The organism is Oleidesulfovibrio alaskensis DSM 16109 (assembly GCF_000482745.1).
GTDB classification, from domain to species: domain Bacteria; phylum Desulfobacterota; class Desulfovibrionia; order Desulfovibrionales; family Desulfovibrionaceae; genus Oleidesulfovibrio; species Oleidesulfovibrio alaskensis.
In genome coordinates, this window is sequence record NZ_KI519494.1 from 16,105 (window position 1) to 39,845 (window position 23,741).

Consider the following 23,741-nt stretch of genomic DNA (forward strand, 5'->3'; position numbering starts at 1 on the left):
CTGGTATTGTTTCAGACTGATATCTCTACCTGTGCCAGGAGCTGAAAATGTTTGCTACCCAAGATATTCTGTTCGCCTTCGGCCTGACGCTGTTTGCCGGTCTGTGTACCGGCATCGGCAGCGCTCTGGCGTTTTTTACCCAGAAAACCAATACAAAGGTGCTGTCTGTGGCACTGGGGTTTTCGGCGGGTGTCATGCTGTACGTTTCTTTTGTGGAAATTCTGTCCAAAGCGCAGGATGCCCTGACGGCATCTCTGGGCAATGTGGCCGGTGCGTGGGCAACTGTGGCTTCGTTTTTCGGGGGCATCGGGTTCATTGCGCTTATCGACTATTTTGTGCCGTCGGAAGAAAACCCCCACGAGGTGCAGAAAGTTGAGGCCATGGACGACCAATGTGAGGCAGCGCGTTTTAAAAAGCTGTACCGCATGGGAATCTTCACTGCCCTTGCCATCGGTATTCACAACTTTCCCGAAGGGCTGGCAACGTTTACAGCGGCCCTGACCGATCCCCAGCTGGGTGTGGCCATTGCCGTGGCCATTGCCATTCACAACATACCGGAAGGCATTGCTGTCTCCATACCCGTCTTTTATGCCACCGGTGACCGCAGGCTGGCGTTCAGGCTGTCGTTTCTGTCGGGGCTTTCAGAGCCTGTGGGCGCGCTGGTGGGCTATCTGCTGCTGATGCCGTTTTTTTCAGATACGGTCTTCGGCGTGCTGTTTGCGGGTGTTGCAGGTATAATGGTGTTCATTTCGCTGGATGAACTGCTGCCTACGGCAAAGGAATACGGCGAGCATCATCTTTCCATTGCCGGTGTTGTGGCCGGTATGGCTGTTATGGCGCTCAGCCTGCTGCTGTTTATCTGATTGCGGTGGCGGACCGTTGCAGAAAAGCCCCCGCAAGGGGGCTTTGTGTTTGCTGCAGACCGGCCCTGTAAAACGTACCGGCCATTCTGCGGGCCTGCTGGCTCCGGTTTTCTGCTGCTCCGTATGGCCGGCAGGAAGGGGGAACGCCTTTATGCAGGGGCTCCGCAAACCGGTACCGCTCTCACCAGAAAGTCCCGTGAGCGGTCTATACCGTCTTCTTGCATACTTGCAGCGGCAAATGCCACAACCTCTTCGAAGGAGGCGGCAGGGGGCATTTCGCGTTGTTCCTCAGCCCGGACCTGAGCCTCAAGAGCAAGTACATCGGCTGCGTTTTCAAGTGCGTCAGCAAGGTCCTCCCCGTATGTAAAAGCCCGTGGACACTCCGCGAACCGGACAAGATAGCCACCTTCCATAGCGGGCAGAAGTGCTGCGTAATGGTTTTCCATATCTGTTGTTTTTCCTTGTGGCAGAAGAACCGTCCCGCGAAGCCGTCAGTTTTGCTGCCGGTGCTGCGCCACATGCGTGATTCTGTGCCGCCAGCGCCGGTTGTCTGATGGAGATCCGGGCCGGAACGTGTTTGCCGCCGCTGGAAACGGGACGGCGGGCAGTGAATGAGGGCTTCCACCGGAGGGCGGGGCCGGTGGGCCTGTCTGACGGGTAACATGTTGATGATATGCTTTTTTTGCAGCAAGGCAAGAGGCTTTCAGCGGCTTTGTATAGATTATGCCTTTCAGATTTTTGCAGCACTGTCTGCAGCAGTGAGCGGCGGGCGCGAAAGGTCGTCGGCGGTTTTCCGGTGTCTTTTTGCGGCACAGGAGGGCTTGAGGTCTTCGGTGCGGAATTGTGTGCGGCGATGCGCCGCAAGGGGGCTTTGTGTTTGCTGCAGACCGCAGATGTGGGCGAAAGAATAAAAAAAGGCGGCTACATTTCTGTAGCCGCCCTGGCACTCGTGGTGCCGAGAGAGAGAATTGAACTCCCGACACGGGGATTTTCAGTCCCCTGCTCTACCAACTGAGCTATCTCGGCGTCGCGGAGACATTGTTTAAGCAAAGCGGCATATCATTGCAAGCCTTTTTTTGCCTTTTCCTGAAAAAAGTTGCCGGAACGCCCGCGCAGCTACAAAAAAAGCCGCTTGGCATTGCGCATGGCGTAGTCGCAGTCGGCCACAAAACGCAGTGAAGCCTTCTGCGTGGGGGTGGCGTCTTCGGGTATCCGGCCATGGCGCAGCCAGTCGAGCATATCCTCCACAGGCGCGGTAACGCTGAACCAGTAACCCTGCGGGGCCGGTACGGGGCTGTGGGCATAATGTCCGAACAGGATTTTATCATCCACGATGATGACGGGCATGCAGGGCATGGCACGGGTTTCGTACAGTTCCACCAGTCCGTCATGGCGTGCGGCAAGCCGGACAAGAAAGTCGCGCGAGCTGTTGAACTCATGCTCCATCTGCGCCAGAGAATAATCGGGCCGCAGGACATGCATGAATTCTTCCATCCAGCCCCTTTTGGGGTCAAACGGCAGAGTGATGGCATGCAGCTTGCGGAAGCCGGGCTTGGTGAGTGCGGTGCTCAGGGCTTCGATGTGACGCGGTGAACGGGCGAAGTTGGAGTAAAGTGCGGCGTGCATGATGATGCGCCTGCGGGCTTCTGCAAAGACAAACGGCAGGCTTGCCGTATGGATGCCTACATACATGGATCATTCTCCGTTGTTGGATTCGTCCGGCAGAGCCTTGTCCGGTACCGTGTGTCCTGTGCGGCCGGAGCATTGCTGCGGCAGGTCCTGCGGTGTGAAGCCCAGCTTGCGCATACGCTCCGGTGCCAGCAGGCTGCGGATGTTGTCTTCCGGCACGCAGAGAGCCTGCGCCGCCACCCGGGCAAACGGAGTGCCGGTGGTCCGGGCCGTGTGCAGCATCTGCTCCACGGCAGTGTGGCCGGCCAGCGGCACCAGCACCGCCGCCAGTGCGGCGGAACGTCCCACATGGCTTTGTGCCTGTTCCGCCTGCGGCTCAAGGCCCTGCATGCAGCGGTTGTTGAGCAGCGTCACGCTGCTGCGCATCAGGTGCAGCGACTCAAGCAGGGTGTGTGCCAGCAGCGGCATGAACTGGTTCAGTTCCAGCGTGCCCATGGCCGAAGCGTGCGCGGCAAGACCGTCGTTGGCCAGCACCCGCAGCGCAGCCTGTGAAACGGCTTCGGCGATTACAGGGTTCACTTTGCCGGGCATGATGGTGGAACCGGCCTGCATGGCGGGCAGTTTCAGCTCGCCCAGTCCGGCACAGGGGCCGCTGCCCAGCAGCCGCAGATCCGTGCTGATTTTAAGCAGATTGGCTGCCAGTGCCTTGAGAATGGCGGAAACCTCGACCAGCTGGTCGGTGTTCTGGGTGGCATCCACCAGATTTTCCGCTCTGGAAAGTTTGAGTCCCGTAACGCTGCGCAGGGTGTCTGCAGCTTTCAGTATGTAGTCGCGGGGGGCTCCCAGACCGGTGCCGATGGCCGTGCCGCCCAGACTGACCTGTCGTATGCGTTCTCTGGATTTGAAAACCCGCCATCTGTCGCGGGCCACTGCTTCTGCCCATGCCCCGAATGTCATGCCGAACGTCATGGGAACAGCGTCCTGCAGCTGGGTCCGGCCCAGACGCAGCGTGTCCTGATGTGCGGCTTCAAGCTGCTGCAGCTGCGCCTGCAGGGCGGCGGTCTCTTTTTCCAGCGCAGTCAGTTCGTGCAGCATGGCCACGCGCAGTGCGGTGGGAAAAACGTCATTGGTGGACTGGTGCATGTTGACATGATTCAGGGGGCTGACCAGCGAATGCTGTCCGGGAACGCCTCCGAGCAGCTGGCAGGCGCGGTTGGCCACCACCTCGTTCATGTTCATGTTGGCCGAGGTGCCGGCCCCGCCCTGAAACGGGTCTGTGATGAAGCTGTCCTGATGGCTGCCGCCGATGATTTCCAGGCAGGCGGTTTCGATGGCTTCTGCCAGCCGGTTGTCCAGATACCCCAGACGGGCGTTGGTGCGCGCGCAGGCCAGCTTGACCTGAGCAAGAGCACGGATGAGCGGGGGGGCAAGGCGGTAGGGGCTTACGGGAAAATTTTCTGCGGCACGCAGCGTGTGTATGCCGTACAGCGCATCTGCGGGCAGTTCCCTGCTGCCCAGCGCGTCATGTTCAGTTCGCATAGTCCTCCGTGCCTGTTCACTTTTTCAGGATGTCGGTACCGTAACACGGGCGGCCATGCGGTTCAACAGAACGGCGCGGTTATCAGAACGGCACGGGCGGTGGCGTGGCTACAGGCGGGCCCGGTATCTGCGTGCAGGGCTTTGCCGGCCGGTAAGGGGAATGCGTTTTTGCAATATGAACGGAGAAACACGGTTTTCCTGACGGAAAAGGCACAGTTCGCCGATGTGCAGTGCGCCGGGCAGAAAAGGAGCGACGAGGGGCGCCAGTTTTTCGCACAGTGCGCGTCTGCATGCGGGGTCGCGGATTCTGCCCGTGAGGGCCATGTAAAAGCGGTAATCTTCAAGCACAAAAGGATAGCCGAACCGCATCAGCAATCTTTCCTGTCTTTCTGTGAGAGGCTTCATGCGGTGACGTTCCATGTCTGCGGGGCTGAGCGGTGCACGCAGCGGTTCAAAAAAACGCAGGCAGGCATCGGCCAGTCTGCTGATGGCTTTGCAGGGGCGTTCCGGCACCAGCGCCACCTGTGCTCCCAGACAGGCCAGCCGCAGCGGCGGGCCGCAGACCGGCGGCTGTGTTGTGCAGAATTCTTCCAGTGCGGCGGAAAGCTGCGCCGGTGTGATGCGCGGTGCAGCCTCGAACGGGGCCCGTATGGTGGCGTGGAACCCGCGCCGGCGTGTTCCGGCAATCAGGTTTTCTGTTTTATGCCCGCAGAATGAATCCCGCAGTGCCGGATGGGACGGCATTGTGTCGGGTACCGCGGAAGGCGTCCGGCCCAGCCAGCGGCGGCCGAATTCTTCCAGCGGGCTGCCGTGCGGCGGAATCATGTATACAGCGTATCTGCGGGACAACTGCGTTCTCCGTTGCCGTAGGCCGGACACGGGGACGTCCTGATGCCGGACATGCGCGGCCATCAGGCGTCCTCCGGTGCAAAAGGGGGATGTTCCGTTGTGCCTGTGCCGTGTGACGGAGATGTGGCGGCGGTGTGCCTGTTGCGCGTCAGAAAGGTACGGGGGTGCCCAGCAGGGCCGCGGCCTCGTGGGCGCGCAGGTTGTGCCCCAGCAGTCTGGGGATGCCGGTGTTCAGTTCGACCACTGCGGCACACGCGTATGAAGGATAAAAGGAGAAAAGATCGTCAAGCGGGGTGTCTGTAAGATGGCAGAGCAGCGTGCGCAGCCACCCTGCGTGTGTCACCGCCACGGCGGGAAAGGGACCTGCGCTCATGAGCGCCAGAGATTTGCGCATGCGGATCTGGACATCGGCAAAGCTTTCACCCTGCGGCGGGCGGAATCCGGCCATGTTGCGGCCGCGTTCTTCGTATTCGCGGGGGTACAGATGCTCGATGGCGGCAAAGGGCATACCCTCCCACCGGCCCAGATTGATTTCGTCCAGATCGGCCAGCACGGTGACTTCACTGCTTTCCAGCCCGCCTGAAAGGGGGGCCAGCGTCTGACGGGCCCTGATGGCGGGGCTGCAGTACAGTGCGGCTATGCGCGGCGGGCGCGGGGGGGCATCGGCGTGCACGGCTCCGCAGGCGGCCTGAGCAGCCTGCGCTCCGCACCGGCAGGCTTCTTCAGGGTCGGGCAGCTGTTCTATGCCGAACGCCGCGGCTATGCCCTGCGCCTGAGTCAGACCTTCCGCCGAAAGCTGCACGGGCGTCCTGCCGATGGCGCGTCCTCCGCTGCCGGAGGTGGCCGCATGGCGGAACAGCGCGATACGGCCGTTCATGCAAGCTCCTGTTGCAGCAACCGGTAGCTGTCCTGCCCCAGAGCGGCGTCCAGCAGACGCCGCAGCGTCATTGCGCGGTGTTTGCGGGCCGAAATATCGCGTACCGCCTGCGGGTCGCGGTTCCACTCTCTTATGCGTTGGTCAAAGCGTTCTTCCATGGGAATCAGCGTCGTGCCCCGTATGTATTTATCCGCCAGCATGACCAGTTCGCGTTCACCGGGTATGCGCACCCGCGCGGGGTCCGTATCCCTGTGGGCCGCCACTATGCGCGCTGCGGCGTCAAATCCGTACCGGCGCAGCATGGCTCCGCCGGCTTTTTCGTGCTGCCTGTAGCCCTTCAATATATCGTGCAGGGTACCGGATGCAAGGGCAAGACCGGCATCGGGCAGAGATTCAACGGACGGAGAGGCGCAGCTGACCATCCGGCAGGCGAACAGAGCGGCCGCCTGTCCCACGCGTACCCCGTGTGCGCGCACATGGGGCGGCGTTGCGGCAATATCAAGCAGCGCCAGCACTTCGCCTGCCGTGGGGATGTGCCTGCGTCTGAAGGCCGCAACGGCCAGCCTGTATGCTTCGGGCGTGTCCATGTCGCGCAGGCAGCCTTCATCGGCAACGGGCACCGTGGTGTTCATGCCGAGGTCTGCAAATGCCCGGATGACGGCCCGCAGTCCGTCTTTGCCGTCATGCCGCAGTACGCTGCGCAACACATCAGCGCGCAGCAGCGGCGGATGCCCCGTGCGGCTGCGGTGCGGCGATGCCACAGGCAGCGTGACGGCGTGCCCCTGCCGGACAAAGGAGGCCGCAAGCAGCATGCAGGTGGACGCGCGTACCAGCGGGGTGTCAACGGGCAGAATAAAGGCCGCGTCAACGTGAGAGACAATGGCCTGTATGCCGCACTGTACAGAGGAAAACATGCCGTTTTCCGGATGCGGGTTGGTCACGGCGGTCAGACCGCAGCGGCGGGCTTCGGCGCGGACAGCATCGCCGTGATGACCGCAGACGACAACCACGGGGCCTGTGACGGCCGCTGCCAGCGCCAGCGCCGTCTGCTCCAGAACGGTGCTGCCGCCGAGGGGCAGTATGGCTTTGCACCGCCCCATGCGTGATGATTCTCCTGCGGCCAGAATAATACCGCCGATGCGCGGCAACGGGCCTGTGATGTCCTGCGGCGGCCATGCGGGAAGACACAGCGCCGGAGGCGGGGCCGGTTTGGGCCCCCGGCACGCGCTGTTATCCTGCTGACGCAGGCCGGGGGTGGATAAACTGCGGGGCATCAGCTTGCTCCGTCTCCGTTGCCGGCGGCACGGCAGGCGATGATTTCCGCCATGATGCTCACGGCGATTTCTTCGGGAGTGCGTGCCCCGATTTCCAGGCCGATGGGGCAGTGGCAGCGCGCGATGGAGCTTTCATCAACCCCTTCGCTGCGCAGCTGATCATACAGCGCGTCGCGTTTGCGTCTGCTGCCGATCATGCCCACATAGCAAGCGGGAGTCTTCAGCGCCTGTTCCAGCACGGTTTTGTCGTGCAGGTGTCCTCTGGTCATGATGACCACGTAGCACTGCGGAGTGATGGTCAGCTGTGCAAATGCCTGACCGAAATCCGGCAGCACCACGGTGCGGGCCTGAGGAAACCGCTGCGGACTGGCAAATTCTTCGCGGTCGTCCAGCACGGTCACGGCAAACCCCGTCATGGAGGCCATGGCCGCCGTAGGCAGTGCCACATGACCTGCTCCGAAAATGATCATGCGCGGTGAGGGCTGCAGCCATTCCGTAAACCGGCATGTTTTTCCGTCGCAGTCCAGCGTGGCAGACGCTGCGGCAGGCGCTGCATGACCGCAGTCAGGTGTCTTGCGGCCGGTGACGGCAAAGCAGGCCTCGCGCGTGGCGGCTGCGGTGTGTTCCAGCCGCTCCATGGTTGTTTCCAGCCCGCAGGCTTTGCCCTGCAGCAGGCTGTCGCGTGCGGCGCACAGCACCTCGGCCCCGCGCCTGCCTGCCTGTATGTGTTCAGCCACCACGGTCAGCCGGCCGCCGCAGACCATGGCGGCCTTGGCAGCTTCTTCATTGCTCAGGTCAAAATGCCTGATGACGGCCAGTTCCGGACCGGACTCCGCTGCGGAAGAGGCGAATCTGCCGGTGAGCATTTCGCGTCCCAGTTCCATGCAGCCCGCCTCCATCAGACCGCCGCCCACGGTGCCCAGTATGCTGCCGTCACGTCGCACGGCCATTTTGGCACCGCTTTCCCGCGGGGTGGAACCGGACTGCATGGCAATGGTCACAATGACCACATCTTCGCCCTGTTCAAGAAGTGCGCATACAGAATCAAGGAAGCTGTTCATGGTATGATTCTCCGGAGTTGAGAGGTGGCGTGCCCTGTGGAATGACGCGGATACGGCGTTTGCCGAAACCCGCCTGCGGTGCGGTGCGGGCGACATGGAACGTTGTCCCGCCGTGGCGTGTCAGAGCCGCAGGCAGGGGTGAATCCGCCAGCGCTTTTTCTGCCTGCTGCCGCAGCGTCCGGTCCGTACCGGCTGCCGGCGCGGGGTACAGCGTGATTTGCAGCGGGGTACCGGCCCACGGCTGCCAGCATGCTTCAAAATCATGCAGCCCGGCAAGGGGCAGAAGAATGTTGTCCAGATCGGCAGGGTACAGGCTGCCGCCGTCCGGCAGTGTGATTCCTTCGCCGGTTCTGCCCCTGCCGGGGCTGATGCGTCTCAGCGGGCTGCCGCAGGGGCATGCACCGGCAAGCAGCCGCGCCAGATCGCCGGTACGGTAGCGTATGAGCGGCATGGTGCGGCGGCGCAGGGTGGTGATGACCAGTTCGCCCTCCTGTCCGTCGGGCAGGGGGGTGCCGGTAACGGGATCTATCACTTCGGCCAGCAGGTCGGCTTCGCGCAGGTGCAGTCCCTGATGTCCGCAGCCCAGCGCTCCGCCCAGACCTGTTTCCGTCATGCCCCAGTGGACAAGCACTCTGCAGCCGAAAATGCGGCGTATGAGTCCGGCCACCGCGGGGGGCACGCTGTCCCAGCACAGCAGCACCGTGTGAATGCGGCCGGGGTCGTAACCGGCTTGCTGCCAGGCCAGTGCCAGATGCCTGACATGGCTGGCCGACCCGACAATCACTGCGGCTTTTTCCGTATGGGCCAGCCGTGCCAGCGCCGGAGCGCCCTGCCCCATATTGCCGGCCACGGAGCGCATGCCTGCGTTTTTCAGCGCGGTACCCAGCAGGCGCCCCACACTGGCGGGGCGTTCTCCCGGCAGGACAGCCAGCACGGTATCGCCGGGATGCCCCACGCTCAGCATGCCCCACGAAAAAAATTCCACCGTGGCGTTCAGGTCTCCTTCAGAAAAGAAAAGTCGCTTTGGCCGGCCGGACGTGCCCGATGTGTCCAGCGTGACCACCCGCGCCACGTCATCCTGCGAGGTGCACAGCAGGCTCAGAGGTGCGCGGCGCAGCACATCGGCATGCAGCAGAGGAAGGCGGTGCAGCCCCCCGCGCGCGCTGATGCTTGCCGGGTCCACACCCTGCAGGGCTTGTCTGTAATAGGGTGAAGCCTCTGCGGCGAGGGCGAGCACCTCGCGCAGTCTGTCTGTCTGCCATGCGCTTATGCCGGAAGCCGTGAGCAGCCTGCGCAGTTCCGGATCGCTGTATGCGGGGTTGCAGGCCGCGGCGCAGGAAATTCCCATGGCCCGGGCCGTCAGCCCGTCCGGAGTGAACACCGCCTGATTGCGCTGTCCTTCTGCATCGCTACCTGCATCGCTGCCTGCATCGCTGCCCGTGCTGTCTTTTCCGCTGTGATTTTCCCTGTCCGGTCCGGCGCAGCACGGCGGGGCTGTGTGCGGGGCCTCATGCGGCATGCCTGCCTGTCCGCGGCATTGCCGGGGCAACACGCTGCGGTCTGCTGTCATTGTCCGCTCCTGTGCAGGGGCACTCCCAGCGCACTGGTGCAGTTCCATGCGCAGAAAGGCACTATGCGCCCGTCCGGAGCGGCCACATGGATGCAGCATCCGCGTACTCGTTCCAGATCAATGTTCCAGACATCCTGAAAGGCCATGGCCGACACGGCAAAGGTGTGCGTGGCCGCACGCTGCAGAAAACGGTCAAGGTCGTCGGCGGGCGGCTGCGGTGCGGTGCTTTCCTGCTGTTGCGGGGCGCCGTTACGCGGTGCGGCCCATTGGCGTTTGACAAAGGCTTTGGCAGCGTCGGCGCCTTCGCTGGCGGGTCTGGGGCGGCAGTCGCAGGCACTGCGCTGTACGGAAAGGCGCTGGAGTCCGCCGTCTTCACGCACCAGATAGTTGGCATGGAATGAACACAGCGAATGCTCGCAGCCGGGCGGCAGAAAATCATCGGTGGTCACAAGTCCCGCGGTCTGCTTTTCAAGGCCGCGCATGATTTCAGGCAGGGTGATGCGTTCTGCGGGGGGCGGGCCCTGTTCGGGGGCACGGGTTGCGCCGTCTGGCGCGGGGTGTCTGCCGAAGTGGCTTACCGGCTGGAAATGGACTCCGCGCACGGCAGGACACAGGGCAGCACCAAGGCGCAGAATTTCTCCGATATTGTCGTCGTTGACTCCCGGTACCACTGTAGGAACCAGCACAATGCCTATGCCCGCTTCGGAAAGCAGTCTGACGGCTTCCATTTTTTCGCGCAGCAGGGGCATGCCGCGCAGGGCGGTGTAGATGGCATCCTGTGTGCCGTCAAACTGCAGAAAGACGGAATCCAGTCCGGCACGGGCCAGCTGCGCGGCAAGAGAAGGTTCGCGGGCTATGCGCAGACCGTTGGTATTCAGCTGGACAAAAGGAAAACGTTCCTTTGCCATGCCGATTATCTGCGGCAGGTCGTCGCGCATGGTGGGCTCGCCGCCGGAAAGCTGCACGTTGCAGGGGCCCGTGCGCGGGCGGGCGTTGTCCATGAGCGTCCGCAGCGCGGCCATATCCGGGTCGGGCGGGGCGGACTTGCCGGCGGAGGCAAAACAGAACCGGCAGTGCAGGTTGCAGCGTGAGGTTATTTCAAAAAGCAGCGTGCAGGTGTGCTGGTTGTGTTCCGGACACAGGCCGCAGTCAAAGGGACACCCTTTTGTTCTGCTTCCTCCGGGCGCGGGCGGAGTGGGCAGCTTGGGTTTTTTCCAGCCCTGCATGGCGGGCAGCCCCCGCCATACCGGGGTGCGGAATTCGCCGTGGCGGGGACAGCGTTTTACCTGCAGCACGGTATCACCCTCGTGTTCGTGCCGCGCGGGAATACGTTGCAGGCATACGGGGCAGAGGCTTTCGCGCATGTCGGCTTCAAGAAAAAATGGATTCATGCAGGTTCTTCGTCCTTTCCCGTGGCGGAGTCCAGCGCATGGGCGTCCAGAATTTCCAGCAGCCTGCCGTACGCCGCTGCCACCAGTGTGCCGCAGCGGCTCATATCCGGCGTGCGGCATTGGCCGCCGGTAATCTGACTGCATTGAATGCCGCCGTATTGCGCGACTGCCTGCCCGAACCATTCGCCGTATTCTTCCAGCAGCAGCGGCAGAATTTCGTCTGCCGTGTCGTTATCGTGTCCTTTGGCCGTGTACAGGGCCAGCAGACAGTTGCCGCCGGTAAGTACACCGCAGGGGCCGTCGCAGTCACTGCCGCCATGGCACAGGCCCGCGGCCGCGCGCACAAGGTCGGGGTTGCGTCTGCCCATACCTTCAAGAGCAAGCAGTATGAGAATCTGGCTGCAGCAGTAGCCCTGCCCTGCCAGCCGCATCATGGTAAGCGATGTATCGTCGAGCATGGTTATTCTCCGTGGAAGGTGTGAGTGGTCTTCAGCCTGACCTGCGGGCCAGCAGCAGAAAGTAGCCTGCGCCCGTTCCGGTGTGCGGGATGTTTGCAGACCGGCCCGCAGCCGCGGCGCTGAGAGAGCACAGCGGTTCACCCGCCAGAACAAGACGGGCAGCCAGCGTACCGAGCATGGGGGTATGGTCCTCAAAGCACAGAGGCAGAAAGCCGGCCTGCCGCAGCATGGCCAGAATGCCGCTGCGCGTTGCCTGCCATCCAAGGCAGGAACCGGCGGGCAGCGTATGTTTTTTCTGACCGGTCAGGTACAGGTCGGTAACGGCCAGCGTGCCGCCGGAACGCAGCAGATTGCGGAAAATATGCAGTGCGCGGGCGGGGTCCGGCAGCAGGGAAAGAACGCATTCACACAGAATCATATGAAAGCTTTCCGGAATGAAAGGCGGCTGCATGGCATCGGCCCGCACCATGGGCACTCCTGTTGCGACGCGGCAGGGAACATCCCCCTGCCGGTGACGGCCGGCCAGCATGTCCATGCCTGCAGCCAGCGCCCCGTAACGGCGACGCAGATGCAGGGCGGAAGCGCCGGTGCCGCAGCCTGCATCAAGCACTCGCCAGCCGGGCTTGACCCCTGCCAGCGCCGCGGCGCGGTCGGTAAGCTCCAGCCCGCCGGGGCGCCATGCATCGGGCGAAGCTCCGCGCATGGCCGGACGGGCCCACAGCGGCTCGCAGGCAGCTGCCGGTGCTGTGCCGGTGCAGGTCACTTGTCCTCCAGCAGGCTTTCCACATCCGCCATTTTACCGGTGGCCAGATCTTCGGGAATCAGCACCAGTCCGCAGGCGGCGCAGGCAGGCAGTTCCACGTTGAACAGGCTGTCCAGATATTCCAGTTCCACGGTGGCGGGCTGCAGGGGTTGCCCGCAGCGGGCGCACACCCAGTGTGAATAATCTTTGTCCAGAACCTTCATGGTGCTCATGACGGTGTTCTCCCGTTGACTGTGCGCACGTGCATCCGGTGGCTCCACACGTTGTGCACCGTGAAGGTGTTTTCATCGTGCCGGGTGAACTCCACCCAGTAGGTGACCACAACGGGCCGCAGCGATGCCAGCCGGTGGCCCTGCGGGCTGCGCGTATCCTGCAACCAGCGGTTGTCGCGGGAATGCAGCAGCACTTTGCGCACGTCGGCATCCAGAATACGCCGCTCTTCCATGCGTGCGGCGGCCTGTGCCGTGTAGCGTATTTCGAGCGCCGCCTGCGGGCCGGAGGCGGCAGGCGCTTCATCCCAGCAGGATGTCAGCAGATATTCCCGCAGTCTGGCCCTGTTTTCATGCCGTGCCGAAAGCGAGGGGGCATGCCGTGCCGCGGCGGAAAAACCTTGCGCGCAGCAGTCGGCAGGCAGGGTTCCGGCGACGGGCTCTTCCTGCGCGGAAGGCAGGGGGGCTGCGGCGATGGCGGGAGCGTCAGCCTGCGCGGGCAGCAGAATGTCGAGCAGGTGGGCTGTGCGTTTGCCGTGCGCCGCAAGCCTGTCGCGGCACATGGCGCAATAGGTCACGGCATCGGCCTGCAGGTCTGTGCCGGAGGGGGCTGCTTCCGCTGTCTTGCCTTGTGCGGGGGGGGCCCCCAGCCGCAGCGCTCTGCCTTCTGTTATCTTTTTTCCCAGTGCCGCATTGGCCTCTGCCGCCAGACCGCCGAAACCGCAGCATTCCGTGGTTTCCGCGGTCAGTTCCGGTTCGTGCACGGCTATGCCGTAGCGTTCCAGCAGCGACCTTACGGCCTGTCGCATGGGGGCGTCTTCGCGGGTGCCGCATGGGTCGTGCAGCACCACGGCGGGGTGTCCGTCTGCGGTTGCCGGCTGCAGAATATCCGGCCGGCTGTCAGTCAGGCTGTCCATGATTTCCCACAGTCCGGTCACGTCTGCCTGCGGCAGATGGCTGCGCAGCATGACGGCGCATGAGGGACAGGCGGCAATGATGACGGGAGAGCCGAGGTTTTCCCAGTCCTGTTTCAGGGCGGCCACGGTGCCGGCGGTCAGTTCGTTTCTGCCCGACCATTGTGCAGGAGCACCGCAGCAGCGCAGCATCAGGCCCACACCCTGATTCTGCGCGGTACCGCATGATGGGGGCAGATGCCGCCGCAGCCATTCCCATGTACGGGGAATGCTGTCCGGGTCCGAAGCAGCAAGCTGGCATCCGGGGAAAAACACCCAGCCGCTTGCCTGCGTGTCCGGAGCGTGGCGCGCCAGCGTACAGTGTTCTCCGTTGGCAAATTCCATATCGCGGAGCGCGAAATCGTGGGCCGAAGGGGGCATTTTGCCGCGGCGGACCATGCTTTGCCGGGCCTCTGCACACAGCGCGCCCATATCAAAGCCGTTGGGGCACAGGGTGGCGCACAGTCCGCACTGCATGCATGAGTTGATCATGGTGTTGGCCTGCCGCGTACCCATGACGATGGATTCATTGTTGTATATGCGACGGGCGTACTGTTTCGGATAGCTGCCGTATTCCTGCAGAAAGACGCAATGCCTGACACATTCCATGCATTCACAGCGCAGGCAGCGGGCTGCTTCGTTACGGGCCTGCGTGGCGTCGTATCCGCCTGCGGGTACGGGCACGGGCGGAGCGGGTTGTACTTTTTCCAGACTGGTGAACAGCGTGGATTCAAACACGCCTTCGCGTTCGCGTCCCGCAACCAGTGAAGCTCCCTCGTGCAGCCGGGCCACAGAGGTGGCCGCCCGTCTGCCCTGTGCCGCGGCGGCTACGGGGGAAGCCCCCTCCGTAACGGAGCATGGCAGCGGCGGTGCTGCAAACACGCCGTGCGTTGCCGTGCCCAGCGTCAGGGGGTCCGGTTCCGGCAGGCCTGCCATGAGCCTGTCATAGGCGCGGGGCGTGATGAATACGGCTCCGCACTCTTCCAGACAGCCGGCTGCCAGACCGGAAGTGATTTCTGTGTGTTCCTGTATTTCCGCGCCGAGTCTGCGCATGGTGTCCAGCTCTTGCTGCAGCATGCTGTCTATGCTGTCTGCGGCAGCGGGGGGAATGTGCAGACCGTCCAGCGCATCCGCGGGCGGGGTGTCCGTGTATATGGTGACGGCAATGCCTTTTCTGGTCATATCCCATGCGGCGGCAAGACCGGCCAGATCGCATCCGAGCACGGCGGCTTTTTTGCCGCGGGAAGGGGCGGGCAGTATGCGCGGCTGGCGGGTTGCCCGCTGTGCGCAGACGTGTTCCAGCGCCGGCAGTTCTATGCTGCCGCCTGCCTGTCCGCGAATGCAGGCACTGCGGCACGGCCCGTCGCAGATGCGGGCGAGCACCCGGGGCAGGGGCATGGTGCGGCACAGTGTGGCCCATGCCTGATCATATTTTTCTTCCGCCATGCGGGTGCAGAATTCTTTCACGTCCACGTGCAGCGGGCAGGCGGCGCGGCATCGGGGCGGCTCTTCCTGTGTGCAGCGTGCTTCCCAGCGGCGCAGTTCGGCCTGTTCCATAACGTCTGTCCCCCGGAACGTCGTTCACGCATGCACCGTTACGGCACACGCGCGGAAAAAAAAGGACGGCCCCCGCCCCTGAGCGGGGGCCGTCTGCATGGTATCTGTTACGCTATGCCTTGGCCTGCAGGCCTGCAAGCACCTTTTCCGGCAGGGCCGGCAGTCGGGTGATGCGTACGCCGCATGCGTTGTATATGGCGTTGATCACGGCTGCATGGGGGCAGGTGAGCGGCAGTTCGCCCACACCCGCTGCGCCGAAGGGCCCTTCAGGCCGGTCCGATTCGTGGTAGATCAGTTCGATTTCATCGGGCACCTGCTTGATGTAGGGGAAGCCCGCACCCTTCATGGTGGAGTGCTTTTTGATGTCTTCGAAGTCTTCAGTGAGGGCCAGACCGATGGCCTGAGCAACACCGCCGTACATCTGTCCGTCCACGGCCAGCTTGTTCACGATTTTGCCCACGTCGGCGATCATGGTCATTTTTTCCACGGTGGTCTTGCCGGTGGCCACTTCCACGGCCACTTCGGCCATGAAGATGCCGTACATGTACACGGCAAAGGGGTTGCCCTGACCGTTGGTGTCGCAGTCGGTGCAGGGGGCTGTCCATTTACCGTTGTACTTGGTGGCTATCTTTTCATCGACCATTTCCTGATAGGTGCGGTAGGTGCCGTCGCTCTTGCGCATGCCGCCGAGCAGCAGCTCACATGCCGCTTTTATGCCGCGTCCCACCACAACCTGCGAGCGGCTGCCGCCTGCGGGGCCGCCGTTGGGGCAGAATTCGGTATCGTTGAGCACCAGCTTGATGTTTTCAGGAGCGATGCCCAGCGGGCGCAGCGCCTCGTGGGCGGTGGTCAGCGCGCCGATGTCGGCACCCTGTCCGTGGTCGTGCCATGTGGTGTAGATGCTGACGGTGCCGTCGGGATGCAGTTCTGCATCGACTTCGGCGGTGTCGGGGCCGTCAAGACCGCAGCCGTAAACGCCCAGCGATATACCCACACCGCGTTTTACTTCGGCGGTGCTGTTTTTGGCTGCTTTTTCCAGTGCGGCCTTGTACTTGGGCCGCGCGGTGTCAAGCATGTCGGGCAGGCTGAATACTTCGGGATTCTGGCCGGTGGGCGTGGTGGCTCCGGGGCGGTATGCGTTTTTGTAGCGCAGTTCCAGCGGATCCATGCCCAGTTTTTCGGCCAGCATGTCCATAAGCACTTCAGAGGCGAACTCACTCTGGGGCGAACCGTAGCCGCGGAATGCCGAACCCCATGCGTGGTTGGTGCAGACGGTGCGGCCTTCGCCGCGGATGTTGGGAATGTCGTAGCCGGCACCGATGAACTGTGCGCCGCGCAGGGTCAGCAGGTCGCCGAATTCGGAATAGGGACCGTGGTCCACCGACCAGTCGCTTTCCATGGCAAGCAGCTTGCCCTGCTTGTCGGCAGCAAAACGCACATTCATGAAGAAAGGCGAGCGTTTGCCGGTGTAGGTCTGTTGCTGGTACCATGTGTAGTTAAGGTATACGGGCTTGCCGGTGGCCATGCATGCCGCGCCGACCAGCGCTTCCATGGTGGGGCTGAACTTGTAGCCGAAGGTGCCGCCTGCGGGGTTCTGCACCATGATGACGTTTTCGGGTTCAATGCCCAGACCGGGAGCGATCATGTACAGGTGCAGGTGCAGGCCGATGGACTTGGAATGGATGCACAGCTTGCCGTCTTCGTTGAAGAAGGCAAAACCCACGTCGGGCTCGATGGGCATATGGGGCTGACGGCCCACATAGAAGTCGCCTTCGGCCACCACATCGGCTTTTTCAAAGTAGGATGCTGTTTCCTCGCCCTTGGCGATTTTCTGTTCAAAGTACACGTTGGGGGTGCCGGGATGAATTTCCATGGCGTCTTCGGCCATGGCTTCCGGAGCGCTCATGTAAGCGGGCAGGACTTCCAGATCCACCTTGACCTTGGCGGCAGCAGCTTTGGCGTGTTCTTCGGTGTCGGCGCATACGATGGCTATCGCGTCGCCGTACTGGTATACCTTGTCATCGCAGAGGATGGGGCGATCCCAGCCGTCACCTTTGTTGGTGGGAAAGGTGATGAGACCGGTGATGCGGTTTTTGCCCTTGATGTCTTTGTGGGTCACAACCTTGGCGACGCCGGGCATGGTTTCCGCTTCGGAGGTGTCGATGCCGAGAATGCGTGCGTGCGAGACTTCGGCCTGCACCAGAGCGCAGCGCAGGGTGCCTTCGGGCATTTTTATGCCCAGATCGGCGCCGTAGTCCAGCGTGCCGGTAACCTTGGCAATGCCGGAAGGACGGGGGTATTTGGTGCCCCAGATGCGTCCGTCTTCGGGAATTTTGAACAGCAGCTCGTTGACTTTCATGTCGCCGCGCAGCACAGCTGCGGCATCCATCACGGCGTCCACCAGCGGCTTGTATCCGGTGCAGCGGCAGGCGTTGCGATGTTTCTGGAACCAGTCGCGTACATCCTCGCGGGTGGGCGAGGTGTTCTGATCAAGCAGAGCCTTGGCGGAAACGATGAATCCCGGCGAGCAGAAACCGCACTGTGCGGCGCCGTGGGCCAGCCATGCCACCTGCAGGGGGTGCAGGTGGTCGGGAGTGCCTATGCCTTCCAGCGTGGTGATGACCGCGCCGTCGGCAAGGCGGCTCATCTTGTAGCTGCACGAGCGGACAACCTTGCCGTCGACAATGACGCTGCAGCTGCCGCACTGACCGGTTCCGCAACCGATCTTGACACTGGTAAGCCCCAGGCTTTCGCGCAGGTACGTTGCAAGCGTTGTGTCCGGCTTGGCAATGGCCATCCGGGGCGCTCCGTTGATCATGAGCGAACGTTTGATCATCGCGATCCTCCTTGCGGATTGATGTGCCGGTGCCTGTTCACGCAGACCGCGGCACTGTGTATGTGTATCCAAAAGCCCGTAAGCGGGCGGTCTGGAACATGTTGCTGCTTATGCCGACTTGCCGAAGGGGCAGACCGGATATCTGCACGGTTCGCATCCTGCGCAGAAACCGCCGTGAGCCAGCGAGGCAATGTCCTGCCTGGTTACCGGCTGCCCTGCCAGCAGACGGGGCACCACCAGATCAAAAATGCTCGCGCGGTAGTACATGACGCAGCCGGGCAGCCCCAGAACGGGCACATCGCCCAGATACGCCAGCATGAACATCACCCCCGGAAACGTGGGTGAGCCGTAGGTCACCACGTCGGCTCCGGTGGAACGTATGCTGGCAGGTGTCTGGTCGTCGGGGTCCACACTCATGCCGCCGGTCACCACCACCATGTCCGCGCCTTCTGCGACAAACGAAAGTATGGCGGCACGGGTGGCCTGCGGGTCGTCGCCCACAAAGGTCTGTCCCATGACGGATGAACCGAGCGCAGCGAATTTTTTGCGCATGACCGGTCCGAATTTGTCTTTGATGCGGCCGTGGAGAATTTCATTGCCGGTGGTCACGGCCCCCACCCTGAACTGACGCAGCGGGGCGACCTGCACCACCGGATAGTGGGCGGCGCAGATGGCTTCCACCTGTTCTATGCGTTCGCGTTCTATGACCAGCGGCACAATGCGTGTACCCGCCACAGGCCGGGCCATGGGAATGTGCTGGTTGGTGTGCATGGTGGCCAGCACCACGTCGGGCACGCTGTTTATGGCGGCCAGCGCCTGCGTGTTGATCTGCAGCAGCCCCGGTTCGGCGATGAAGTTGATGCGGCCCTCGCTGCATTCCGAAAGAGATATGCCCGGTCCGGCAGCCGCTTCGGCTATGCGCCGCGCGGCTTCATCCTCATGTATGTGCGTGTCGCCCAGCGAAAGAACATAAAGATGTTCCTTGCCGATGTTCAGCAGGTGGGGAATGTCTTCTGCGGTGATGACATGGCCTTTTTTGAATGCGCGGCCTTTGAATTCTCCGGGAACGATACGGGTCAGGTCGTGGCAGAGCACGGTGCCGACAGCTTCCTGAACAGGGATGGATTTCATCATGACGAGGCGTCTCCGGTAGAGCGGCAGAGCCGTTGCTGATTTTTCATATGCCTGTGCAGGCATATGAACTGTTCTTAAAAAAGACACAAAACGTGTCTGTACACACAGCGCAGCTGCCGTGCGGCAGACGCTGCGTTGTTTGCGGTGCCACATGGCACTTCGGGGGCCGGTGCCGCACACAGCGGCTGCCGGTATATACGCAAAGAACGGGCCAGTTTTATATGGTTAGTGATATAGCATTGTTATGTATTATTGTATGCCTTCACGTGGGCTGTGTCATCCGTTAATTTGTGCTAAAAAGCACAAAGTCTGCCTGCGTCGTACTGAAAAACATTGATAATCTGGCACGTTATCATGTGTGTCATTGTGACCCTGTTTTATATCGCCGTTGAGTCACTTTGTCACATCTTTCAAGTCGCCTGTGCGTATAGGTTATTCTTTGTGTTCTGCGGTTACAAATTGTAACGCTCCAGCTTGCGGTACAGGGTTTTGCGTCCTATGCCCAGCGCCTTGGATGCCTGCTGTCTGTTTCCGTTAAAAAAGGCCAGAGCGCGGGTGATATGTTCACGCTCCATGTGTTCCAGCGAAAAGATGCTGCTTTCCAGCCCGCTCTGTTCAGCCCGTTCCACAAGATCGCGCGGCAGTGAACGTTCTGAAATGATGCCGTTTTCTGAAAGAATTATACTGCGCTCCAGCACGTTGCGCAGCTCGCGCACGTTGCCGGGCCAGTCGTAGTGCTGCAGGCACTGCATGGCTTTGTCACTGACGGTCAGTTCGTTGTGACCCATGGCATTGCCCAGTCTGCCCAGAAAATGCTCCACAAGCAGGGGGATGTCTTCTTTGCGGTCGCGCAGCGGTGCCACGCAGATGTTGAATACGTTGATGCGGTGAAAAAGGGCGTCATTGAACCGGCCTGCCTCCACTTCTTCCAGCAGGTTGCGGCTGGTGGCGAAAAGAAAGCGGATATCCACCTGCCTCTCGCTTTTCTCGCCCACGCGGCGGTATCGTTTGGCCTCCAGTACCCGCAGCAGTGCGCCCTGCACTTCCGGCGGCAGTTCGCCGATTTCGTCCAGAAACAGTGTGCCGGTGTCTGCAAAGGCAAGCAGCCCTTCGCGGTTGTCGGTGGCGCCGGTGAACGAGCCTTTGGTATGGCCGAAAAGTTCGCTGCGCATCAGTTCTTTTTGCAGGGTGGCGCAGTTTTTCACCAGAAAAGGCTTGCCGCTTCGGGTGCTGAGCGCCTGAATGGAATGGGCCACAACATCTTTGCCCACGCCGCTTTCGCCGGTGATAAGCACAGGAACGTCGGTGGGAGCGACTTTGCCGACCAGATAGCGTATCTGTTTTATTTCTGCTGAATTACCGACCATCTTTGAAGGCGGCGCGCTGCTGTGCGAGTGGCGGAAGCTGCGGTTTTCGCGCTGCAGGCATACCCGCTGGTAGGCCCGTTCGACCACCAGTTCCACCCTGTCCAGATGAAAAGGTTTGGTCACATAGTCGTAGGCGCCCAGACGCATGGCTTCCACGGCGTTGTCTATGTTGCCGTGTCCGGTGATAAGAATGAATTCCACGTCGGGATATATGCCTTTCAGCTCGACCATGAGGTCCAGCCCGTCGGCGTCGGGCAGGCGGATGTCGGAAATGACAACGTCATAACGCTGGCGGCTCAGTTTTTCACGGCCTTCGCGTCCGTTCTGGGCGGTGTGGACAATGCGGTCCTGTGTGGTCAGTTCGCGTTCGAGCAGTCGCAGTATGGATTCTTCGTCATCGATGACCAGAATGCTGTAGATGTCAGACACGTTGTTCTCCGCGGTTGCCGGGTAGCGTTACGGTGAATTGCGATCCTTTGCCTTCCGTGCTTGTGACGGTTATTTCGCCGCCGTGCTTGCGGACTATGGAATAACAGGTGGAAAGACCGATGCCGATGCCCTTGCCCACGTTTTTGGTGGTGAAGAAGGGTTCGAAAAGTTTGTCTATGTTGTCCGGCGGAATACCGCAGCCCGTGTCGCTGACAATGAGTTTTGCGCCGCTTTCGCCGAAGGGGGCTGTTTCCACGGCCAGCACGCCGGAAAAGTAGCAGCGGTCTTTGTTTCCGGTTTCGCTCATGGAGTCGAGCGCATTGGTCAGCAGGTTGAGCACCACCTGTTTCAGCTGGGCTTCGTCGCCGAAAATATGAGGTACGGTTTCGTCAAGGTTCAGATTGACCTTGATGTTGTGATGCTTTTTGAAGTGGTTGTGCAGCAGCCAGACCGTTTCCGAAACCACGGAGTTGAGACTGAGCTGCGAAAACTCCGCCGAGGAGGGACGGCTGAAGGTCAGAAGTGTCTGTACGATGTCCTGACAGCGCAGACATTCTTTGAGAATGGTGTCGGTGTATTCCTGAAAGTCGGTGAACAGCTGGTCATCCACCAGTCCGCGCAGCTTGGGCAGACGACGCCGGATGCCTTCGGCAAAGCCTGTCACCGCCGTAAGGGGGTTGTTTATCTCGTGTGCGACACCGGCTGCCAGCACACCCATGGTGGCCATTTTTTCGGCCTGATAGAATTTCGCCTGATATTCTTTTTCCAGTGTCACATCGCGTTTGAAAATGAGCACGCGGTGTTCGGGCAGGTACGGGCTTTTAAGCGGCGATGCCACCATCTCGAACTGCATGTTGCGTCCGTTGATGCGGAAAATGGCAGTCTCGCGGCATACCGTGTCCGTGCTGAGCGAGCGGAACGCGGGACATTCGCGGCAGGGGGTGTGGGAATGCCTGAAGTATTTGTAGCAGTACTGTCCGTGGGGGTCGCTGTCGGGGAACAGCTGCATGAACACATGGTTTACCGAGATGATGCGCAGGTCTTCGGAAAGCACCATCATCACATCGGTAATGCCGTCAAGGATGGCGGCTGTTTCGCGGCGCTGTTCCTCCAGCTCCTTGTTGCTTTCTTTCAGTTCCTCAATGCTCTGCTGGAGTTCCTGAAAAAAATTCAGCTTGCTGTGTTCAATGCCGACAAGGTCTTCTATGGTTGTTTTGCCTTTCATTACCAGGCCTCTTTGCATATCCCCATCAGGTCAGCCCAGGTGGCTTCGCGCGGGTTGGTAAGTGCGCATTCGTCCGGCACCGCCATTTTGCATATCTGCTCCAGCTGACTGTCGTCGGGCAGAATATCACGCAGTCTGGTGGTGACCTGCAGCGAACGGAACATGTGTTCCAGCTGTTCTATGCCCTCCAGTGCGCGGCCGGCTCCGGCGGTGTCGCAGCTTTGCAGCACCACGGCGGCGATGTTGTCCATTTTTTCGCGGCACACAGGCAGGTTGTACCGCATGACGTGCGGCAGCAGTACCGGATGCACCAGCCCGTGCAGCACGTCGTAGCGTCCGCCCAGCGAGTGCGCCAGCGCGTGCCCTATGCCCAGCCCGGCATTGCTGAAAGACATGCCCGCCGCGGTACTGGCGATGCTCAGCTTTTCCAGTGCCGAGGGGTTGCGCGTGCGGGCTGCCGTTTCCAGATTTTCCATGATCAGCCGGATGGCATACAGCGCCTGCGTCTCCGTAAACGGAGAAGCCAGCCGCGATACATAGGATTCAACCGCGTGGGCCAGCGCGTCTATGGCCGAAGCGAGAATCAGTTCCACGGTTTTTGTGAGCAGAAGAGAAGGGTCTATGATGGAGACGTTGGGCACCAGCGAACGGCTGATGATGGACATTTTGAGCTGCCGCTCCACGTCGGTGATAATACAGTACTGTGAAATGTCAGAGCCGCTGCCCGCCGTGGTGGGGATGAAAATCATGGGCGGCAGGGGACGCATGATGCGGTTGGCGCCCTCGTAATCATGAATCCGCCCGCCGTTGCTGGCAATGGTGGCAATGCCCTTGGCGGCGTCAATGGGGCTGCCGCCGCCGAGACCGATGATGAGATCGGCGCGTTCTTCAGTGTACAGACGGGCGCCCTCGTGCACCTGCCAGTCTCGGGGGTTGGAATCCACATCGTTGTAATAGACGCATTCCAGCCGGTCTTCGGAAAGAATGTCAATGACGTGCTGCACCCAGCCCGCCTTTTCCAGCCCGGGATCACTTACCAGAAATATCCGTCTTGCTCCGAGCCGCAGCGCACACTGTGCAAGATACCGCAGGCTGGAGTTGCCGAAGATGACTTCCGGAATAGCGAACTTCGTTACCGACATGCCGCCTCCTCGGAGCGTATAAAGAAAATCAGTCTTGTTGATACCCGCTTATCTCCCGTTAGGGCAAGCCCGTGAACAAAAATTGCTTATGCTTTTCAGGACATAATAAATATCCGTCGTGCCCCTCATGTGCAGTGTCGCGGTGTCCGGCGTACCATAATCATCAACCGTCTGTAAAAGTGCAGTTACTGCCGGACGCGTTATAAAGACCGTTATTTTGTGCCATGTCTCCGTACGTTCTGTTGACCTGTATGCAGCACAATATATATTCAAATGATGAGGGACCGTGCCTGCACTGCGTGGCAATAGTGCCTTTTGCGCATGCATGTTTCTGCAACAACGGGGGATTTATGAAAATAGCTGTGGAAATAACAGTGTTCGGCCATGTGATAAAAGAGGTCGTAGACTATCCCGGGCAGCCTGCTTCGCAGGCGGAAGTCATCCAGTGGCTGATGAATCAGACCGGTTACCGCTGGGCAGATTACGAAAATGCCGCAGCCGAGGACAGGCAGATATACCATCTGGATGATTCCGTGGTGCACTGACCGTGCCTCAGGGCACGCAGGCATATACAGGCCTCCGGCAGCATGCTGCCGGAGGCCTTTCACGTTCATG

At 61.2% G+C, this 23,741-nt stretch carries 20 protein-coding genes and 1 tRNA gene; 2 read left to right on the forward strand and 19 right to left on the reverse strand.

Translation table 11 applies throughout. The annotated features are described in order from the left end of the window. The first annotated feature begins 47 nt into the window (after positions 1–47). Positions 48–863, forward strand: a complete 816-nt coding sequence (gene zupT, locus H586_RS0111970) for a zinc transporter ZupT (RefSeq protein ID WP_011369242.1) — start codon at positions 48–50, stop codon at positions 861–863. A gap of 149 nt (positions 864–1,012) precedes the next feature. Here the strand turns inward: zupT and H586_RS20195 are convergent, their stop codons facing one another. The 19 genes from H586_RS20195 to H586_RS0112065 all read right to left on the reverse strand — a co-directional run bounded on the left by H586_RS20195 (position 1,013) and on the right by H586_RS0112065 (position 23,126). Continuing rightward, positions 1,013–1,309, reverse strand: a complete 297-nt coding sequence (locus tag H586_RS20195) for a type II toxin-antitoxin system HicB family antitoxin (RefSeq protein WP_011369241.1) — start codon at positions 1,307–1,309, stop codon at positions 1,013–1,015. Positions 1,310–1,813: 504 nt separating this feature from the next. Beyond that, a tRNA-Phe gene (locus tag H586_RS0111980) sits at positions 1,814–1,889 on the reverse strand. A 90-nt stretch (positions 1,890–1,979) separates the two neighbouring features. Continuing rightward, a complete protein-coding gene (locus H586_RS0111985) occupies positions 1,980–2,555 on the reverse strand; it encodes a hypothetical protein (protein ID WP_011369240.1) in 576 nt (191 codons plus the stop codon). Positions 2,556–2,558: 3 nt separating this feature from the next. Continuing rightward, complete coding sequence (locus tag H586_RS0111990; RefSeq protein ID WP_011369239.1) at positions 2,559–4,031, reverse strand: aspartate ammonia-lyase; 1,473 nt, start codon at positions 4,029–4,031, stop codon at positions 2,559–2,561. 108 nt (positions 4,032–4,139) lie between these two features. Continuing rightward, complete coding sequence (locus H586_RS19170; protein ID WP_162147976.1) at positions 4,140–4,880, reverse strand: DUF1045 domain-containing protein; 741 nt, start codon at positions 4,878–4,880, stop codon at positions 4,140–4,142. A gap of 148 nt (positions 4,881–5,028) precedes the next feature. Next, complete coding sequence (locus H586_RS19175; RefSeq protein WP_011369237.1) at positions 5,029–5,757, reverse strand: histidine phosphatase family protein; 729 nt, start codon at positions 5,755–5,757, stop codon at positions 5,029–5,031. Further along, positions 5,754–7,031, reverse strand: a complete 1,278-nt coding sequence (locus H586_RS0112005) for a DVU_1551 family NTP transferase (RefSeq protein ID WP_051364008.1) — start codon at positions 7,029–7,031, stop codon at positions 5,754–5,756. The genes H586_RS19175 and H586_RS0112005 overlap by 4 nt, the downstream gene beginning before the upstream one ends. Continuing rightward, positions 7,031–8,092 carry an XdhC family aldehyde oxidoreductase maturation factor gene (locus H586_RS0112010; protein WP_011369235.1) on the reverse strand — a complete coding sequence of 354 codons (1,062 nt, stop codon included), beginning with the start codon at positions 8,090–8,092 and terminating at the stop codon, positions 7,031–7,033. Before H586_RS0112010 ends, H586_RS0112005 begins: the two co-directional genes overlap by 1 nt. Further along, on the reverse strand, positions 8,076–9,662 hold the full coding sequence (locus tag H586_RS20200; RefSeq protein ID WP_051364009.1) for a DVU_1553 family AMP-dependent CoA ligase: 1,587 nt from the start codon (positions 9,660–9,662) through the stop codon (positions 8,076–8,078). The genes H586_RS0112010 and H586_RS20200 overlap by 17 nt, the downstream gene beginning before the upstream one ends. Further along, entirely contained in the window at positions 9,659–11,053 is a 1,395-nt protein-coding gene (gene trsS / locus H586_RS0112020) for a radical SAM (seleno)protein TrsS (RefSeq protein ID WP_011369233.1), read from the reverse strand. The genes H586_RS20200 and trsS overlap by 4 nt, the downstream gene beginning before the upstream one ends. Next, positions 11,050–11,511 carry a DVU_1555 family C-GCAxxG-C-C protein gene (locus H586_RS0112025; RefSeq protein ID WP_027182158.1) on the reverse strand — a complete coding sequence of 154 codons (462 nt, stop codon included), beginning with the start codon at positions 11,509–11,511 and terminating at the stop codon, positions 11,050–11,052. Before H586_RS0112025 ends, trsS begins: the two co-directional genes overlap by 4 nt. A 31-nt stretch (positions 11,512–11,542) precedes the next feature. Further along, positions 11,543–12,274, reverse strand: a complete 732-nt coding sequence (trsM, locus tag H586_RS19185) for a DVU_1556 family methyltransferase (protein ID WP_011369231.1) — start codon at positions 12,272–12,274, stop codon at positions 11,543–11,545. After that, positions 12,271–12,486: a DVU_1557 family redox protein gene (locus H586_RS0112035; RefSeq protein WP_011369230.1), complete on the reverse strand. Its 216-nt coding sequence runs from the start codon at positions 12,484–12,486 to the stop codon at positions 12,271–12,273. The genes trsM and H586_RS0112035 overlap by 4 nt, the downstream gene beginning before the upstream one ends. Then, complete coding sequence (locus H586_RS0112040; RefSeq protein ID WP_027182159.1) at positions 12,483–14,993, reverse strand: pyridine nucleotide-disulfide oxidoreductase/dicluster-binding protein; 2,511 nt, start codon at positions 14,991–14,993, stop codon at positions 12,483–12,485. Before H586_RS0112040 ends, H586_RS0112035 begins: the two co-directional genes overlap by 4 nt. A gap of 112 nt (positions 14,994–15,105) precedes the next feature. After that, complete coding sequence (locus H586_RS0112045; protein ID WP_011369228.1) at positions 15,106–17,829, reverse strand: molybdopterin-dependent aldehyde oxidoreductase; 2,724 nt, start codon at positions 17,827–17,829, stop codon at positions 15,106–15,108. Between the two features lie 108 nt (positions 17,830–17,937). After that, positions 17,938–18,963 carry a molybdopterin-binding protein gene (locus H586_RS0112050; RefSeq protein ID WP_011369227.1) on the reverse strand — a complete coding sequence of 342 codons (1,026 nt, stop codon included), beginning with the start codon at positions 18,961–18,963 and terminating at the stop codon, positions 17,938–17,940. Positions 18,964–19,415: 452 nt separating this feature from the next. Then, positions 19,416–20,759, reverse strand: a complete 1,344-nt coding sequence (locus H586_RS0112055) for a sigma-54-dependent transcriptional regulator (protein ID WP_011369226.1) — start codon at positions 20,757–20,759, stop codon at positions 19,416–19,418. Next, a complete protein-coding gene (locus tag H586_RS0112060; protein WP_011369225.1) occupies positions 20,752–21,984 on the reverse strand; it encodes an ATP-binding protein in 1,233 nt (410 codons plus the stop codon). Before H586_RS0112060 ends, H586_RS0112055 begins: the two co-directional genes overlap by 8 nt. Next, on the reverse strand, positions 21,984–23,126 hold the full coding sequence (locus H586_RS0112065; protein ID WP_027182160.1) for an iron-containing alcohol dehydrogenase: 1,143 nt from the start codon (positions 23,124–23,126) through the stop codon (positions 21,984–21,986). Before H586_RS0112065 ends, H586_RS0112060 begins: the two co-directional genes overlap by 1 nt. Before the next feature lie 350 nt (positions 23,127–23,476). On the opposite strand from H586_RS0112065, the gene H586_RS0112070 reads away from it, so the two are divergent. Further along, entirely contained in the window at positions 23,477–23,671 is a 195-nt protein-coding gene (locus H586_RS0112070; protein ID WP_011369223.1) for a hypothetical protein, read from the forward strand. Positions 23,672–23,741: the final 70 nt, after the last annotated feature.

Coding starts and splice junctions, on each gene's coding strand:
- H586_RS0112035 (WP_011369230.1), bottom strand. CDS start 12,486: ATGAGCACCATGAAGGTTCTGGACAAAGATTATTCACACTGGGTGTGC.
- zupT (WP_011369242.1), top strand. CDS start 48: ATGTTTGCTACCCAAGATATTCTGTTCGCCTTCGGCCTGACGCTGTTT.
- H586_RS0112065 (WP_027182160.1), bottom strand. CDS start 23,126: ATGTCGGTAACGAAGTTCGCTATTCCGGAAGTCATCTTCGGCAACTCC.
- H586_RS0112040 (WP_027182159.1), bottom strand. CDS start 14,993: ATGGAACAGGCCGAACTGCGCCGCTGGGAAGCACGCTGCACACAGGAA.
- H586_RS19175 (WP_011369237.1), bottom strand. CDS start 5,757: ATGAACGGCCGTATCGCGCTGTTCCGCCATGCGGCCACCTCCGGCAGC.
- H586_RS0112010 (WP_011369235.1), bottom strand. CDS start 8,092: ATGAACAGCTTCCTTGATTCTGTATGCGCACTTCTTGAACAGGGCGAA.
- H586_RS0111985 (WP_011369240.1), bottom strand. CDS start 2,555: ATGTATGTAGGCATCCATACGGCAAGCCTGCCGTTTGTCTTTGCAGAA.
- trsS (WP_011369233.1), bottom strand. CDS start 11,053: ATGAATCCATTTTTTCTTGAAGCCGACATGCGCGAAAGCCTCTGCCCC.
- H586_RS0112025 (WP_027182158.1), bottom strand. CDS start 11,511: ATGCTCGACGATACATCGCTTACCATGATGCGGCTGGCAGGGCAGGGC.
- H586_RS0112045 (WP_011369228.1), bottom strand. CDS start 17,829: ATGATCAAACGTTCGCTCATGATCAACGGAGCGCCCCGGATGGCCATT.
- H586_RS0111990 (WP_011369239.1), bottom strand. CDS start 4,031: ATGCGAACTGAACATGACGCGCTGGGCAGCAGGGAACTGCCCGCAGAT.
- H586_RS0112005 (WP_051364008.1), bottom strand. CDS start 7,031: ATGCCCCGCAGTTTATCCACCCCCGGCCTGCGTCAGCAGGATAACAGC.
- H586_RS20200 (WP_051364009.1), bottom strand. CDS start 9,662: ATGACAGCAGACCGCAGCGTGTTGCCCCGGCAATGCCGCGGACAGGCA.
- H586_RS20195 (WP_011369241.1), bottom strand. CDS start 1,309: ATGGAAAACCATTACGCAGCACTTCTGCCCGCTATGGAAGGTGGCTAT.
- H586_RS0112050 (WP_011369227.1), bottom strand. CDS start 18,963: ATGATGAAATCCATCCCTGTTCAGGAAGCTGTCGGCACCGTGCTCTGC.
- H586_RS0112060 (WP_011369225.1), bottom strand. CDS start 21,984: ATGAAAGGCAAAACAACCATAGAAGACCTTGTCGGCATTGAACACAGC.
- H586_RS0112070 (WP_011369223.1), top strand. CDS start 23,477: ATGAAAATAGCTGTGGAAATAACAGTGTTCGGCCATGTGATAAAAGAG.